The organism is Nonomuraea sp. NPDC049421 (assembly GCF_040677005.1).
Taxonomy (GTDB): domain Bacteria; phylum Actinomycetota; class Actinomycetes; order Streptosporangiales; family Streptosporangiaceae; genus Nonomuraea; species Nonomuraea salmonea.
The window spans coordinates 1-14,000 of record NZ_JBFAQA010000056.1; the positions used below are offsets into that span (position 1 = coordinate 1).

General features: G+C 71.9%; 14 protein-coding genes and 1 pseudogene. 9 read left to right on the forward strand and 6 right to left on the reverse strand.

Annotated features, from left to right (window positions below; all coding sequences use genetic code 11):
• From AB0K18_RS49085 to AB0K18_RS49095, 3 genes and pseudogenes are all read right to left on the reverse strand, one after another.
• Positions 1-749: pseudogene (locus AB0K18_RS49085) on the reverse strand (DNA-directed RNA polymerase subunit beta); the annotation flags it as partial.
• Between the two features lie 283 nt (positions 750-1,032).
• Entirely contained in the window at positions 1,033-2,913 is a 1,881-nt protein-coding gene (locus AB0K18_RS49090) for a cellulose binding domain-containing protein (protein WP_364929717.1), read from the reverse strand.
• A gap of 162 nt (positions 2,914-3,075) precedes the next feature.
• Positions 3,076-4,533, reverse strand: a complete 1,458-nt coding sequence (locus tag AB0K18_RS49095) for a HAMP domain-containing sensor histidine kinase (RefSeq protein WP_364929721.1) — start codon at positions 4,531-4,533, stop codon at positions 3,076-3,078.
• A 68-nt stretch (positions 4,534-4,601) separates the two neighbouring features.
• Here AB0K18_RS49095 and AB0K18_RS49100 point away from each other — a divergent pair, with 68 nt between their 5' ends.
• The 4 genes from AB0K18_RS49100 to AB0K18_RS49115 are packed head-to-tail and all read left to right on the forward strand — an operon-like array spanning position 4,602 to position 7,966.
• Complete coding sequence (locus tag AB0K18_RS49100; protein WP_364929723.1) at positions 4,602-5,519, forward strand: LysR family transcriptional regulator; 918 nt, start codon at positions 4,602-4,604, stop codon at positions 5,517-5,519.
• 21 nt (positions 5,520-5,540) lie between these two features.
• Entirely contained in the window at positions 5,541-6,650 is a 1,110-nt protein-coding gene (locus tag AB0K18_RS49105; protein ID WP_364929726.1) for a zinc-binding dehydrogenase, read from the forward strand.
• Between the two features lie 10 nt (positions 6,651-6,660).
• The gene (locus AB0K18_RS49110) at positions 6,661-7,200 is read left to right on the forward strand and encodes a TIGR00730 family Rossman fold protein (protein ID WP_364929728.1); all 540 of its coding nucleotides are present in this window, start codon (positions 6,661-6,663) and stop codon (positions 7,198-7,200) included.
• Positions 7,201-7,246: 46 nt separating this feature from the next.
• Complete coding sequence (locus tag AB0K18_RS49115) at positions 7,247-7,966, forward strand: serine hydrolase domain-containing protein (RefSeq protein WP_364929731.1); 720 nt, start codon at positions 7,247-7,249, stop codon at positions 7,964-7,966.
• Positions 7,967-8,036: 70 nt separating this feature from the next.
• On the opposite strand, the gene AB0K18_RS49120 is transcribed toward AB0K18_RS49115, so the two are convergent.
• Positions 8,037-8,564 carry a GNAT family protein gene (locus AB0K18_RS49120; protein ID WP_364929734.1) on the reverse strand — a complete coding sequence of 176 codons (528 nt, stop codon included), beginning with the start codon at positions 8,562-8,564 and terminating at the stop codon, positions 8,037-8,039.
• A 171-nt stretch (positions 8,565-8,735) separates the two neighbouring features.
• On the opposite strand from AB0K18_RS49120, the gene AB0K18_RS49125 reads away from it, so the two are divergent.
• The 5 genes from AB0K18_RS49125 (at position 8,736) to AB0K18_RS49145 (ending at position 12,265) form a co-directional block, all read left to right on the forward strand.
• Complete coding sequence (locus AB0K18_RS49125) at positions 8,736-9,692, forward strand: zinc-binding dehydrogenase (RefSeq protein ID WP_364929737.1); 957 nt, start codon at positions 8,736-8,738, stop codon at positions 9,690-9,692.
• Positions 9,693-9,801: 109 nt separating this feature from the next.
• Positions 9,802-10,545, forward strand: coding sequence for an SDR family oxidoreductase (locus AB0K18_RS49130; RefSeq protein ID WP_364929740.1), 744 nt, complete (start codon positions 9,802-9,804; stop codon positions 10,543-10,545).
• Positions 10,546-10,566: 21 nt separating this feature from the next.
• Positions 10,567-10,806 (forward strand): hypothetical protein, encoded by a 240-nt coding sequence (locus AB0K18_RS49135; RefSeq protein ID WP_364929743.1) that lies wholly within the window; start codon positions 10,567-10,569, stop codon positions 10,804-10,806.
• A 219-nt stretch (positions 10,807-11,025) separates the two neighbouring features.
• Positions 11,026-11,937 carry a CPBP family intramembrane glutamic endopeptidase gene (locus tag AB0K18_RS49140; RefSeq protein ID WP_364929746.1) on the forward strand — a complete coding sequence of 304 codons (912 nt, stop codon included), beginning with the start codon at positions 11,026-11,028 and terminating at the stop codon, positions 11,935-11,937.
• A 34-nt stretch (positions 11,938-11,971) separates the two neighbouring features.
• Positions 11,972-12,265: a DUF2804 family protein gene (locus tag AB0K18_RS49145; protein WP_364929749.1), complete on the forward strand. Its 294-nt coding sequence runs from the start codon at positions 11,972-11,974 to the stop codon at positions 12,263-12,265.
• A 1-nt stretch (position 12,266) separates the two neighbouring features.
• Here the strand turns inward: AB0K18_RS49145 and AB0K18_RS49150 are convergent, their stop codons facing one another.
• Together AB0K18_RS49150 and AB0K18_RS49155 are read right to left on the reverse strand one after the other, a co-directional pair.
• The gene (locus AB0K18_RS49150) at positions 12,267-12,731 is read right to left on the reverse strand and encodes a TspO/MBR family protein (RefSeq protein WP_364929754.1); all 465 of its coding nucleotides are present in this window, start codon (positions 12,729-12,731) and stop codon (positions 12,267-12,269) included.
• A 251-nt stretch (positions 12,732-12,982) separates the two neighbouring features.
• Positions 12,983-13,984, reverse strand: a complete 1,002-nt coding sequence (locus AB0K18_RS49155) for a mechanosensitive ion channel domain-containing protein (RefSeq protein ID WP_364929757.1) — start codon at positions 13,982-13,984, stop codon at positions 12,983-12,985.
• Positions 13,985-14,000: the final 16 nt, after the last annotated feature.

The following is a 14,000-nucleotide window of genomic DNA, read 5'->3' on the forward strand; positions in this document are numbered from 1 at the left end:
GTGTGGTCCTTCTCCAGGGTGGCCCGCATCGACTCGTACTGGCCGAAGCGCTCGAGAATCTGTTCGTTGGTCCATCCCAGTGCCTTGAGAAGCACCGTGGCGGGCTGCTTGCGCTTGCGGTCGACGCGTACGGCGACGTTGTCGCGCTTGTCGATCTCGAACTCCAGCCAGGCGCCCCGCGACGGGATGACCCGGCAGCCGAACAGGTCCTTGTCGGAGGTCTTGTCGATGCTGCGCTCGAAATAGACGCCCGGCGAGCGCACGAGCTGCGACGACACCACGCGCTCCGTGCCGTTGACGATGAACGTGCCCTTGGGCGTCATGAGCGGGAAGTCGCCCATGAACACCGTCTGGCTCTTGATCTCGCCGGTGGCGTTGTTGATGAACTCGGCGGTGACGAACAGGGGGGCGGAGAAGGTCATGTCCTTCTCCTTGCACTCGTCCACGGAGTGCTTGGGCGGCTCGAAGCGGTGGTCGCGGAACGACAGCGACATGGTCCCCGAGAAGTCCTCGATGGGGCTGATCTCGTCGAAGATCTCCTGCAGGCCCGACTGGGCGGGGACGTCGGTGCGCCCGGCCTGGCGGGCCGCCTCGATCCGGGCGCTCCACCGCTCGTTGCCGACCAGCCAGTCGTAGGACTCGGTCTGCAGGGCGAGCAGGTGGGGGACTTCGAGAGGCTCCTGGATGCGGGCGAAGGAGACGCGGCGGGGCGAACCGGTGGGCAGGGCGGAGGTGCGCGAGGCTGCCAAGTGAGGTCCTTCCGAAGGGCACGGATGGGTGGAGCTCCACGCATGCCAAACGCCCCGTCGATCGCGAGGGCGAAAGCGGGACGTCACGGCAACGTGAGGGAAGCAGCGTAACGCAAAAGGGAAACGGCTGTCCACCACTAGTTACAGTGTCAACCCTCCGTGCCGCTTTCACTATGTCATGGCGGGGTCGGCCCGTCAACCGGCGGCGTCGTTCGTGTCGCGTGTCCCCTCCGGCCCGCCCGCTCCGGCCCGCCTCCGGGGCGGCGGACCGGAGAGGGCGAGGTCAGGCGCAGGTGTAGCCGGACGGGAGTGCGGTGTCGCCGGACGGGCGGTTCACCTGGAAGCCGACACTGCCGATGGAGGCGCCGGGCGCCAGGGCGCCGTTGTGCGCGACGTTCCTGATGGTGACGGTCTGCCCGCTGACGGTCGTGGTGCCGTTCCATGAGCCGGCGAGCTGGTGCCCGGCGGGCAGGGCGAAGGTGACCGTCCAGCCGTTCATCGCCGAGGTGCCGGTGTTGGTGATGGTGAGGGGCTGGACGACGTACCCGGTGCTCCACTGCGTCTGTACGGTCGGGACCGCCGTGCAGCCGCCGCCTCCCGAGCCCGGCTGGGTGGTGACCTGCACGGTGCCGGAGACCGGCGAGGTGTTGCCGGCCGCGTCGCGGGCCCTGACCTGGTAGCGGTAGGTGGTGGCGGGGGTCAGGCCCGTGTCGGCGTACGAGGTGGTGGCCGAGGTGCCGACCTGCGCGAACGTGCCGCCGCTCGCGCCCGTCGCGCGCAGGACGTCGTAGCCGGTCACGCCGGTGTCGTCGGTGGCCGCCGTCCAGCTCAGCGAGGTCCCGGTGGACGTGGTGCCCGAGGCCGCGAGGCCGGTCGGGGCGGTGGGCGGGGTGGTGTCGCCGCCGCCGTCGCCGAGCGTGGGCGTCTGCCAGTCGCGCCACTCGGCCAGGTTGCCGCTCTTGTTGGCGGCGATCCGCATGGAGCCGGTGTAGCTGCCGGTGTTGAGCAGGAACTTCTGGATGTTCTGCTGCAGCGGCGTGCGCCACTCCGACCGGCTGGCGCAGTGGGTGCCGTCCTGGACGGCCGACCAGTACGTGATGTTGCCCCCGGCCCCGAGCGCCTTGTAGATCTCGGCGCCGCCGAGCGCGGCCACGCTCGCGGACCTGGCGGCGAGCCAGTCGATGTGCGGGTTGTCCATGATGAACAGCCCGCGCGGCGCGATCATGCCGACCACCGAGTGGGTGTCGACGGGCAGCCGCGCGGGACTTCCGGTGAACGAGCTGAACGCGTCCCCGAGCCACGGCTGCTCGGAGTAGGCGCTGCTCAGCGGCTGGGCGCCGCTCTCACCCTGGATGGCGCGGAAGGCGGCCACGCCGCCGCTGCCCGACTCGATCGGCATGGTGAGCGCGATGCGCTGGTCGAACGCGCCGACGACGAACGCGCCCTTGCCGTAGCGCGAGCAGCCCGTGACGCCGGTCGCGTCGGATCGCAGGATGCTGCCGCCGGACTGTTCGAGCACGTCGATGATGCGGCTCACGCCCCAGGCCCAGGCGGCGAGTATGCCGGTGGAGCTGTTGGCGCCGTAGATCGTGTAGAAGGCGCCCTGTTTGTTGTTGCGCGGGGTGCCCTCCCTGCCGACGGCGAGGGGGTCGTAGGTGATGACGGCCGCGCCCGCGGCCTTGATCGCGGCGGTGTCGGCACCGAACCCGCCGAGCACGACGACGGCGGGGAAGGGACCCGTGCCGCTCGGCAGGTCCACGCCCGCGGAGAAGGAGGCGGTCCTGCCGTTGTGCGAGACGTTGACGGTGATGCCGGTCCGCGACACCGTGCCCGTCACACTGGACGGCTTGGCCGGCTTCTCGCCGTAGACGAACTTCTCCGCCAGCCTCTTGATCTCCTCGCGGCGGCAGCGCCAGTCGGACTTGGTGGTGATGCGCGTCCCGTTCAGCTTGGTGAAGGGGTCGGGCAGCCGGGAGACGGTGGGTAAGGAGCCCGCGTCGGGCAGGCCGGGGACCTGGCAGTCGGCGCCCTCGTTCTCGGATCCGTCGGCCGCCACGGCCGGTGCGGGGGTCGCCGCCACCGCTCCCGCGGCGGCGAGCGTGGCCGCCAGTGCCAGCGCGACCATCCTGAAGCCGATCGTGGAGCGGGCCAAGCTGGTGATCACTGGAGGGCTCCCTTCCGGGTGGGGTGTTGGCGATCAGTGTGCGAACACCCCCGAAATGTGTCAATCACCACCCGAAATATTTCGGCATCGGTACTTGTACCCGTTGCCCTGACCTGCTCCTCTGTCGCTCCTGATGCCGAAATTATCGGAAATTAGGTGAAATTAAGGAGCGTCGGTGACGGATCGCGGGTCCACCAGCCGGCTGGGCTTCAGGCAGCGCATGGGGAGCCGCTCCCCGGCAGGCCCTCCCTGGCCGCGCCCGTCGGCGGGACGGCTCTCCGCCGGCCTGGCCAGCGGCAGGCGGAGCACGAACCTGGCGCCCGCCGGCGAGTCCTCGACCCGGAGGCTGCCGTAATGGGTGTGCGCGATGTCGCGGGAGATGGCGAGGCCGAGCCCGCTTCCGCCGGGGTCGCGGCGGCGGCCGTCGTCCAGGCGGACGAAGCGTTCGAAGACGCGCTCGCGGTGCGCGGGAGGGACGCCGGGGCCGTCGTCGGTGACGGCGAGCACGGCCTGGCCGTCCTCCACGGTCAGGGACACGTCCACTCCCGAGCCGGCGTGGCGCTGCGCGTTGGCCAGGAGGTTGTTGAGCACCCTCGCGAGCTGCACGCGTGACCCGCGGACGACGACCCCTTGCCGCGCCTCGACCGCGATGGGCACACGGTGGGGCAGGTTGGCGACCTCGGCACGGGTCAGCTCGCCGAGATCGACGGGCTCCGGCGGCGCGGGGTCGCCCTGGCGCAGCCGGGCCAGCTGCAGCAGGTCGTCCACGATGGCCTCGAGCCGGTCGGTGGAGGCGAGCGCGTTGCGGATGGTCTCGTGCGGGTCGATGTCGCCGGGGTAGTGGACCGCCTCCTCCAGCTGGGTGCGCAGCCCCGCGATGGGGGTGCGCAGCTCGTGGGAAGTGGTGGAGGCGAAGCGGCGCTGCTGCTCGACCGCGTCCTCCAGGCGGGCGAGCGTCTGGTTGGCGGTGGTGGCGAGCTGGGCGATCTCGTCGTTCCCATGCGGTACGGGCACCCGCAGGCTCAGGTCGCTCACCGTGATCTCGGAGATGCGCGACCTGATCGCCTCGACGGGCCGCAGGGTGCGCCCGACCAGCGTCCAGGTCCGGTACGCCGTCAGGCCCACCAGGAAAGCGATCGCGCCTCCGATGCCCAGCTCCAGGCCGCCTCCCGAGATCAGCTCGGCCTCGGGCCTGGCGGCGTAGACGACACCGGCGTCGGCCTCGGGGGTCAGCCTGATGGCCATCAGCGCCAGGCAGCCGCCCTCCGGCCGGCATTCGACGGTGTGCTGGAACCTGTCGTCGGGCGGCGGCCGCATCCAGCTGAGCGGGACGGTCGACGACGCCTGCTTGCTGGCGTCCACCACGTGGTGGCGGGCGTCGACGACCTGAATGAGCTCGACGGGGGCGTACGCGGGGATGGGGCGCGGCAGCACACCGCCGCGCGCCGTCGCGCTCCACTGGCTGGCCACCCGTTCGACCTGATCGAACGCGGTGGTCTGCAGCTGGTTGCGGACCACGAGGTCCAGCGTCGCGCCGAGCGCGCCGAGGATGATGAGGGAGAACACGGCGGCGGCCACCGTGTACCTGGCCCGGATGGAGCTCTTCCATGACCTGGTCATAGCCACAGTGTCATAATTATCCCGTTTCAAACACAATACACGTTATGTCCGTTTTATACGCTGGGCGTATGGACGTGCAGCTACGCCAGCTCCGCGCCTTCGTGGCGGTCGTCGACGAGGGCACCTTCACCGACGCGGCACTCCTGCTCGGCGTCTCGCAGGCCGCGGTGTCCCGTTCCGTCGCAGCCCTGGAGACCACGCTCGGCACCCGCCTGCTGGACCGCTCGAACCAGCGCGTCACGCTCACGGGCGCCGGCGGCCGGATCGTCAACCGCGCCAGACGCGTGCTCGACGAGGTCGACCGCCTCGAACGCATCGCCCAGGAGGCCCGCCCCGAGCTGCGCGTGGGCTACGCCTACGCCGCCCTGGGCAAGCACACCCGGCACCTGATGAAGGCGTGGGCCGTCGCCCACCCGGCGGTGCCGCTGATGTTCGTGCAGTCCAACACGCCGACGGCGGGGCTCAGCGAGGGCATCGCGGACATCGCCGTCATCCGCCGCGCGCTCGTCGACGAGCGGTTCGACATGGCCTCGGTGGGCTGCGAGGCCCGCTACGCCGCCGTGGACACCGAGCATCCGCTCGCCAGGCGCCGCTCCGTACGGCTGGAGCAGCTCGCCCGCTACACCGTCGCGATCGACAAGCGCAGCGGCACCACCACGCCCGAGCTGTGGCCGGCCACCACGCGCCCGCGCACCAAGACCGTGGACGGCGTGGACGAGTGGCTGACGGTCATCGCCGGCGGCCAGGCCATCGGCGTCACGGCGGAGGCCACCGCCAACCAGAACCCGCGCCCCGGGGTCGCGTACCGGCTGGTCACCGACGCGCCCCGCATCGACGTGCGGCTGGCCTGGTGGAAGGACGACCCGCCGCCGTGCCTCGACACGCTGCTGGCGATGATCCGCGAGCTGTACACCGCCGCGCCGCCCGGCCTGCCCCGGCAGCGGGTGCCCATGGTCGTCCCGCCGAGAGCGCGCGGACGTCACTAGCGTCACGGAAGGAGGCCGGAGATGATCTCGGCCGTCGTCATGCCGGGGCCTGGCGCCCCGCTGGAGCCGCGCGCGTACGAGCGGCCCGACCTGGAGCCGGGGGCGGTGCTGCTGAGGACGCTCGGCAGCGAGGTGTGCGGCACCGACGTGCACCTGTGGGAAGGGCGGCTGGCCGGCGTGCCGTACCCGATCATCCCCGGCCACATCTCCGTGGGCAAGGTGGCGGAGCTGGGGCCCGGAGCTCCGGCGCGCGACATCTGGGGCGATCCGCTGGAGATCGGCCAGACGGTCACCTTCCACGACGTGCACGGCACCTGCGGCCGGTGCTGGTTCTGCACGGTCGCGCACGCCACCACCCGATGCCCCGAGCGCAAGGTCTACGGGGTGACGATGTCCGCCGACGAGGGCCTGTTCGGCGGCTGGGCCGAGTACGTCCACCTCAAGCCCGGCGTCCACGTGGTGGCCCTGCCGCCCGACCTCGACTGGCGGGCCTTCCTGGCGGGCGGCTGCGGCCTGCCGACCGCGCTGCACGCGGCCACGCTCGGCGAGATCGCGTTCGGCGACACCGTGATCGTGCAGGGCACCGGCCCGGTCGGGCTGTGCGCGATGGCGCTGGCGCAGCTGCGCGGGGCCGGGCAGGTGATCGCGATCGGCGGTTCGCGGGTGCGGCTGCAGGCGGCCGGCCGGCTCGGCGCCGACCTCGTGCTCGACATCGACGCCATGACGCCGGACGAGCGCCTGGAGACGGTCAGGGACGTGACGGGCGGGCGGGGCGCCGACGTGACCATCGAGGCGACCGGCGTGCCGGCGGCGGTGCCCGAGGGCATGCGCCTGACCCGCGACGCCGGCCGGTACGTCGTGGCAGGCCAGTACACCGACACCGGCGACGCCACGTTCAACCCGCACCGCGACCTCAACCGCCGCCACCTGGACGTGCGCGGCTGCTGGGGCAGCGACGCGGGTCACCTCTGGCGCGGCGTCCAGGTGCTGGCCCGCTACCAGCGCCTGTTCCCGTGGGCGAGCCTGATCAGCGGCGAGTACGACCTGCGCGACGCGCAGCGCGCCCTGGCGGACGTGGCCGCGCAGCGGGTGGTCAAAGCGCTGATAGTGCCCCGAGCGGGGCGGTCGTAGACTGCCGGGCGTGAACATCTGCGTCTTCTGCTCCGCCGCCGACCTCGACGACCGCTACACCGTGCCCGCCCGCGAGTTCGCCGGCCTGATCGGCAAGGGCGGCCACACGCTGGTGTGGGGCGGCTCCGACTCCGGGCTGATGAAGGTGGTGGCCGACGGCGTGCAGGAGGCTGGCGGCCGGCTGGTGGGCGTCTCGGTGGAGTTCCTCGCCCACCTGGCGCGGCCCGGCGCCGACGAGATGGTGGTCACCCGCGACCTGGCCGAGCGCAAGGCGCAGCTGCTGGCCCGCGCCGACGCCTTCGTCATCATGGTGGGCGGCAGCGGCACGCTCGACGAGGCCACCGAGATCCTGGAGCTGAAGAAGCACGGCCTGCACGCCAAGCCCGTGGTGCTGCTCAACACGGCCGGCTTCTACGACGGGCTCAGGGAGCAGTTCCAGCGCATGGAGGCCGAGGGCTTCCTGCCCGTGCCGCTCACCGAGCTGGTGTTCTTCGCCGAGGAGGGCGTCGGGGCGCTGGCGTACCTGGAGGAGCAGGCCGGGACCCGCTAGATCGCCCCGGCCTTCGAGCACGTCCGCCTCTGCGATCATGGCCTTCGTGTCCTTACGGTCTCTGGTCGCCGCCGCCGGTTACCGTCCCGACGAGCCGCTTATGGTGGGAGTCACGCGTCGTGACGCGCCGCCCGTCCTCCTGACCCAGGGCACGGCCGCCGCCGGCGATCCGGTCACCGCCACGACCCTCGTCTACGCCGCGTCCCTGTCCAAGCAGCTGACCGCCGCGTGCGCGGCGCTGCTGGTCAAGGACGGTGTGCTGGACGTGGACGCGCCGCTGTCACGCTGGCTGCCCGAGTTACCCGCGTGGGCGTCCGAGGTGCGGCTTCGGCACCTCGTCCACCACACGGCGGGCCTGCCCGACGACCGCGACATCGACGCGGACTGCACCACCGCGGGGGTCCTCCGCGCGCTCGCCCGCTTCCCCTCCCTGCGCCGCCGCCCCGGCACCGCGTACGCGTACTCCAACGCCGGGTACGTGTGCCTGGCCGTCGCGGTGGAGCGCTGTGCCGGGCGCCCGCTGCCCGCTTTCGCCCGTGAGCGCCTGTTCACGCCGCTGGGCATGACGCGTACCCGCTTCTGGCCCGGCCCCTCCCCCGCGCCGGACGGACCCGGAAGTGTCGCGCCGGTCGCCGGTCCCGCGCCGCTCTCCCTCGGCGACGGCGGGGTGTGGACCACGCTCACCGATCTCCTGAGGTGGGGGCAGGCCCTCAACGCCGACGAGCCCGGCATCGCGCGGCTCGTCCAGACGCCGGGCCCGGCCTGACGCTGGCCCTCGTCGCCCTCGACGACCGCACCGAGCGCCGGGTCACGCTGATGGACGGCCTGCTGGACGCCTACCTCAGCTCGCCCTCCAGCAGCCCCATCATCAGGTAGTCGTAGCGCTTGCCCCGCGACCGGAACGCCTCCCGCCGCCGCCCCTCCTCCACGAACCCGACCTTCCGGTACGCCCGCACCGCCGCGGCGTTGTCCGCCACCACCCACAGCATCAGCCGGTGCAGGCCCATCTCCTCGAAGGTGTACCGGCTGATCACCCGCACGGCGTCGGTGCCGTAGCCGCCGCCCCTGAAGTCCCGTTCGCCGATGGCGACGCTCTGCAGGACGGCCTCCCCGTGCACGAAGTCGGTGTCGCCGAGCACGACGTACCCGATGAACGTCTGGTCTTGGAGGGTCTCGATGCCGAGCTGCATCAGCTCGTACGTGTTGCGCGGCCGGTTCTGCCCCTTCTCCATGTTCTGGGCCAGCGAGATCGGCGGATCGCTGCCCATCCACCTGCCGACCTCGGGATCGTGGTACCACCGCCACAACGCCTCGCTGTCGGCGGGCTCGAGCGCCCGCAGCCTGACGAGCTCACCGGTGAGCATCGCCACCCCCTCGTGCTCGGAAAACGCCAGGTCTACCAACCCGGCCGGGACGAGGGCAACGCATTTTCTTGTGAGACGAACCCGTGCCCGCCGCTCTCACTTCGACTAAGCGGAATGTCATCGTCCGCTAGTGTTCGCATCAGCAGGACGAGCACGAAGGAGATGCGTTCCGTGAAAGCAGTCGTGATCCAGGAGTTCGGCGCGCCCGAGGGCATGGCGGTCGTCGAGCTGCCCGACCCGAGCCCCGGCCAGGGAGAGGTGCTGGTCGAGGTCGAGGCGACCGGGGTCGCCGGCGCCGACGTCTTCATCCGCAAGGGCGCGCCCGGCTTCGAGAAGGGCCACATCCCCGGCGGCGAGATCGCGGGCACCGTGACCGCGGCAGGCCCAGGCGCCGACCCGTCGTGGGTGGGGCGGCGCGTGTGGGCGTTCACCGGGGTAGGCGGGGGCTACGTCGAGCGGGCCGTCGTCCCGGTCACGGCGCTGCACGCCCTGCCCGGCGACCTGACGGCCGTGGACGCCGTGGCGCTCGGCAACGCCGGCGTGGTGGCCCACTTCGGCCTGCGGCACGCCCGTTTCGAGGCCGGCGAGTCGGTGCTGGTGCGCGGCGCGGCGGGCAGCCTCGGCATCATGACGGTGCAGCTCGCCGCGCAGGCCGGCGCGAGCGCGGTGGCGGTCACGACGTCGTCGCGGGAACGCGGCGAGCGCCTGCGCCGGCTGGGCGCGACCCACGTGCTCGACCGTTCCGGCGAGGGGGACGGTCCCGCGGGCTTCGACGTCATCATCGACGTCGCCGCCGGCCCCGGCCTGCCCGCGTTCTTCGCCAGGCTCAACCCCAACGGCCGCATGGTGGCGGTCGGCGCGGTGGCGGGCATGCCGCCGGCGGACTTCGGCATGGCAATGTTCGCGGCGTTCCAGCGGTCGCTGACGTTCGCCACGTTCAGCGCGAACACGGTGCCGGAGGCCGACCGGCTTCGCCTGACCGGCGAGCAGTTCGCCGCCGCGAGCCGCGGCGAGCTGACCCCCGTGGTGCACGAGCGGCTGCCCCTGGAGGAGGCGGTACGCGCGCACCGCGCGATGGACGCGGGCGAGGTGTTCGGCCGGATCGTGCTCACCCCCGCGAAGAGCTGACCCTTCACGGGAGATTTCTCCGGATTCCTGTCACAGGGGCGTGTCCCGCCCTGTCTTAGCTGGCGACCGGACGGCATGAAGGGCCGCCGGCAGGACGAAAGGGAACCGCATGAAGATCGTCGTCATCGGCGGAACGGGCCTGATCGGCTCGAAGCTCGTGGCGAAGCTGCGCGAGCACGGCCACGAAGCCGTGGCGGCCTCGCCGAACACCGGCGTCAACACCCTCACCGGCGAGGGGCTGGCCGAGGTGCTGCGCGGGGCTCAGGTGGTCGTGGACGTGTCGAACTCGCCGTCGTTCGAGCCCGCCGCCGTGCTGGCCTTCTTCGAGACCTCCACCCGCAACCTGCTCGCCGCCGAGGCGGAGGCGGGCGTCGGGCACCACGTGGCGGTCTCGATCGTCGGCACGGAGCGGCTGCCGGACAACGGCTACTTCCGCGCCAAGATCGCTCAGGAGCAGCTCATCGAGAAGTCGGGCATCCCGTTCTCGCTGGTGCACGCGACGCAGTTCTTCGAGTTCACGAAGGGCATCGCGGACGAGGCCACCCGCGACGACGGCCGTGCCCACATCGCGCCCGTCCAGTTCCAGCCCATGGCGGGCGACGACGTCGCGGCGGCCGTCGGCAGGACCGCCGTCGGGGCACCGGTCAACGGGCGGATCGAGATCGCCGGGCCCGACCGGTACCGGATGGACGAGTTCTTCCGCCAGGCGCTGGCCGGGATGGGCGACACCCGCGAGGTGGTCACCGACCCGCACGCCCGCTACTTCGGCAGCAAGCTGGAGGAGCTCTCGCTGGTCCCGCTCGGCGAGGCGGCGCTCGGCGAGATCCACTACCGCGACTGGGCCGCCCGCTAGTAGGCCGGGGAGGAAAGAGCGATGAACGGCCAGGACGGCGAGGGCGAGTTCCTGTACGAGCTGCACGCCGAGGTCGACCTCGAGCTGATCGAGGTCGCGGCGAGCCATCCCGAGCAGGAGGAACGCCTGCCGATCGAGGAGTGGCTGTTCGACCCGGCGGACGCCGAGCGCGCGGCCGTCGGCCTGCGCGGCGTCCGCGACGCGGTCGAGGCCCTGGAGGACCTCCTCCTTCAGGACGAGTCCCCGGACGACGCCGCCTGACCGTCAGGCGCCGCAGGGGGAGGGGCACGCGGAGGACGGTCGGGCCGCCGGGCGGGCGAAGGGTCAGCCGGCCCTCTGCCCGGCGGTCACGGCGTGTGTCGGGCAGCGGTACCCCTGGCTGTACCACCATTGGGGCGTACGCGGGAACGACGGGAGAGGGTCCCCGCTGGTGTGCTTGTCCTGTCCGTCAAGCACACCTCCCCAAGGGATTACACCGACATGGCTGTCGACAGCACCCCCGGTCTCCAGACCCCGCCGCGCCAGGGCGGGCTGGGCGGGCTCATCCGCCGCTACCCGCTGACCGGCTACTTCGTCCTGGCGAACCTGCTGAGCTGGGTCGCATGGTTGCCGTACGCGCTCTCCAACCAGGGCATGGGCGTCTGGAACTTCGACTTCCCCGCCCTGCTCGGCACGACCCAGCTCGCCGGAGTGCTGCCCGGCGCCTACCTCGGCCCCATCTTCTCCGCCTACCTGGTGACCCGGCTGACCGAGGGCAAGGAGGGCGTGCGCCGCTGGATCGGCCGCATGACGAAGTGGCGGGTGCACTGGGGCTGGTACGCGGGCGCCGCCCTGGGCGTGCCCGCCGCCCTCATCGTCACCTCCCTGGCCGTCTCCGACGGCGCCGCGCAGGTGCCGCCCATGATGCTGCTCGTCGCGTACATCCCGGGTCTGCTGCTGCAGATGATCACCACGGGTCTGGCCGAGGAGCCCGGCTGGCGTGACTTCGCGCTGGCCCGCATGCAGCGCAGGTACGGCCCGCTGCGCGCCACCGCCGTCCTGGGCCCGCTGTGGGGCGTGTGGCACCTGCCCCTCTACCTCACCGAGTGGGGCGGTTACCCGGACGTCACCTGGCAGCGGATCGGCATCTTCGTCATCTTCGCCAGCGCCTTCAGCTTCGTCATCACCTGGGTGTTCAACCGCACCGGCCAGAGCCTGCCCCTGGTGATCGTGCTGCACGTCAGCGTCAACAACTTCATGTCGATCATCTACTCCGACATGTTCCCCTCGATCGCCGACGCCGACAGCGCCGGCATGGTCACCCTGCTCGCCGGTCTGACCGGGGCGCTGGTGGTGCTGATCGCCACGCGCGGCAAGCTCGGCTACCGCCCGGAGGCCGAGCAACCGCACTGAGATCGCAGCACCGCCGGGCGGGCGCGGCGTGTACGTGCTCGACCGCGCTACCGGCGAGGAGCACGCCAAGGACGTGGTGGCGCCGCTGGCACGCAAGACGGTGCTGCCGGAGCGCAGCGGCACGGGCCGGGTGTCGGCCCGCGCGGCCGGGCTGGCCGTCGACCTGGCGCAGGAGCAGGGCGGCAGCACGATCAGGGCGGTGACCGCGCAGGCCGAGGTGGACCTGGAGGTGCCGCTGCCCGAGGGGCACGAGTCGCTGGGCGTGGTGGTGCCGTGGGAGCCACGGCGTTTCCAGGGCTGGGCGGAGGAGGCCCGCCAGCGCTGGTGAGTCAGGGGTTACGGCGGGCGATGGCGGTGTTGAGCGCGGTGGCGAAGACCGTCCATCCCGCGTACGGCAGCAGGGCCAGGGCCGCGCGCCGGTCGGCCGGCCAGGTCCGGCGGATGAGCAGCACGTTGGAGGCGTTGAGCACGAGGATCTCGGCGAGCGCCAGCTTCGGGGTGCGGGTGCGGAAGAACAGCGCCGGCCAGGCCGCGTTGAGCAGCAGGTTCGCGGTCAGTGCCCGCTTGACCGCCTGGCCGCGCTCGGGGCCGGTCCGGGAGAAGGCGCGGGCGCCCGCGTACGTGATGAGCCCGTACAACGGGGTCCAGACCAGCGGGAACGCCTGGGGCGGCGGCTGCCACGGCGGCTTCTTCAGCCGTTGGTACCAGGTGGAGCGCGGGTCGGTGCCGAGCGAGCCGGCGACGGCGGTCGCGGTCACCGCGAGTGCGGTCTTCAGGAGGACTTTGCCCTTCATGACGTTCCCCCTGCCCCACCGGCGTCCATCGACGCACGCCGCTGAGGCTGGACCCCGGGCCCGGCCGGCGTCAACCGGCCCGGGGCGAGGGCGGAGTCCGGCCGGGGGTCGCCATTCCCACCGGCCAGGCCGTGGCCCGGCGGCCCTCTTCTTTCAGGGTCGCGTGTCCAGGCGAAGACAGCTGATCAACGCTGGACGATCTCCACGATAGGCAGGCGTTGAACGCCCCGGCCACCGATTATTCGCCGGCGTCATTCGCCGACGCCTGCGCGGCTCTCCGGCGTCTCCACGCGGAAGCGCGGCAGCGACTCGGGGAAGTTCTCCCTGACGTAGTTGACGAGGAACTCGCGCACGTCGCACTTGAGGTCCCACGACGACGGCGAGTCGGCGGCGCTCATCAGGGCCCGCAGCTCGACCAGGCCGTTCGGCAGCACCTCGGTGACCTGCAGCGTCCAGTCCTTCTGGTCCCACAGCGGGTTCTCCTGGAGGAAGGCGTAGAGGGCCTCGCGCAGCTTGGGCACCGGCACGGACCAGTCCACCCGCAGGTACACCACGGCGAGCACGCGGCTGCCGTGGCGGGTCCAGTTCTCGAACGGGTTCTGGGTGAAGTACGAGACCGGCAGCACCAGGCGGCGCTCGTCCCAGAGCCTGAGCACGACGTACGTGAGCGTCAGCTCCTCGATGCGCCCCCACTCCTTCTGCACCACGACCACGTCGTCCAGCCGCAGCGCGTCGCTGAAGGCGAGCTGCAGCCCGGCCAGCACGTTGCCGATGGTGGACTGGGCGGCGATGCCGACGACGGCGCCCGCGATGCCGGCCGAGGCGAGCAGCCCGGCGCCGAGCGCCCGCACCTGGGGGAAGGAGAAGAGCATCGCGCCGAGGGCGATGACGATGACGACGGCGGCGGCGATGCGGCGCACCAGCCCGATCTGCGTCATGATGCGCCGGGCCCGCCGGTTGCGCTCGCCCTCGACCTGCACGAGCCGGTCGAGGATGACGTCGGTCAGCGCGTACGCGGCCTGCACGATGAGCCAGGTGACCACGGCGATGGTGACGAGGCCGAGCGCCTGCTGCACGGTCGCGCCGAGGGCCCGCTCGGAGGGCGAGTCGCCGAACATGCCGGGCCCGAACACGAGGTTGAACGCGACGATCGCGGCCGTCAGGAAGGCGGGCCACGTGCAGTGCTCCACGAGGTGCTGGGCCAGTGCCCACTTGCGGCCGGCCCTGTTGAGCAGGCGCCGGGCCACTTCCACCAGGAGGATCGAGCCG

What these genes read in the sequence shown, in the direction of transcription:
- AB0K18_RS49105 (WP_364929726.1), top strand. Translation starts at nt 5,541, where the DNA reads ATGATCTCGGCCGTCGTCATGCCGGGGCCTGGCGCCCCGCTGGAGCCG.
- AB0K18_RS49150 (WP_364929754.1), bottom strand. Translation starts at nt 12,731, where the DNA reads ATGAAGGGCAAAGTCCTCCTGAAGACCGCACTCGCGGTGACCGCGACC.
- AB0K18_RS49120 (WP_364929734.1), bottom strand. Translation starts at nt 8,564, where the DNA reads ATGCTCACCGGTGAGCTCGTCAGGCTGCGGGCGCTCGAGCCCGCCGAC.
- AB0K18_RS49095 (WP_364929721.1), bottom strand. Translation starts at nt 4,533, where the DNA reads ATGACCAGGTCATGGAAGAGCTCCATCCGGGCCAGGTACACGGTGGCC.
- AB0K18_RS49140 (WP_364929746.1), top strand. Translation starts at nt 11,026, where the DNA reads ATGGCTGTCGACAGCACCCCCGGTCTCCAGACCCCGCCGCGCCAGGGC.
- AB0K18_RS49135 (WP_364929743.1), top strand. Translation starts at nt 10,567, where the DNA reads ATGAACGGCCAGGACGGCGAGGGCGAGTTCCTGTACGAGCTGCACGCC.
- AB0K18_RS49130 (WP_364929740.1), top strand. Translation starts at nt 9,802, where the DNA reads ATGAAGATCGTCGTCATCGGCGGAACGGGCCTGATCGGCTCGAAGCTC.
- AB0K18_RS49100 (WP_364929723.1), top strand. Translation starts at nt 4,602, where the DNA reads ATGGACGTGCAGCTACGCCAGCTCCGCGCCTTCGTGGCGGTCGTCGAC.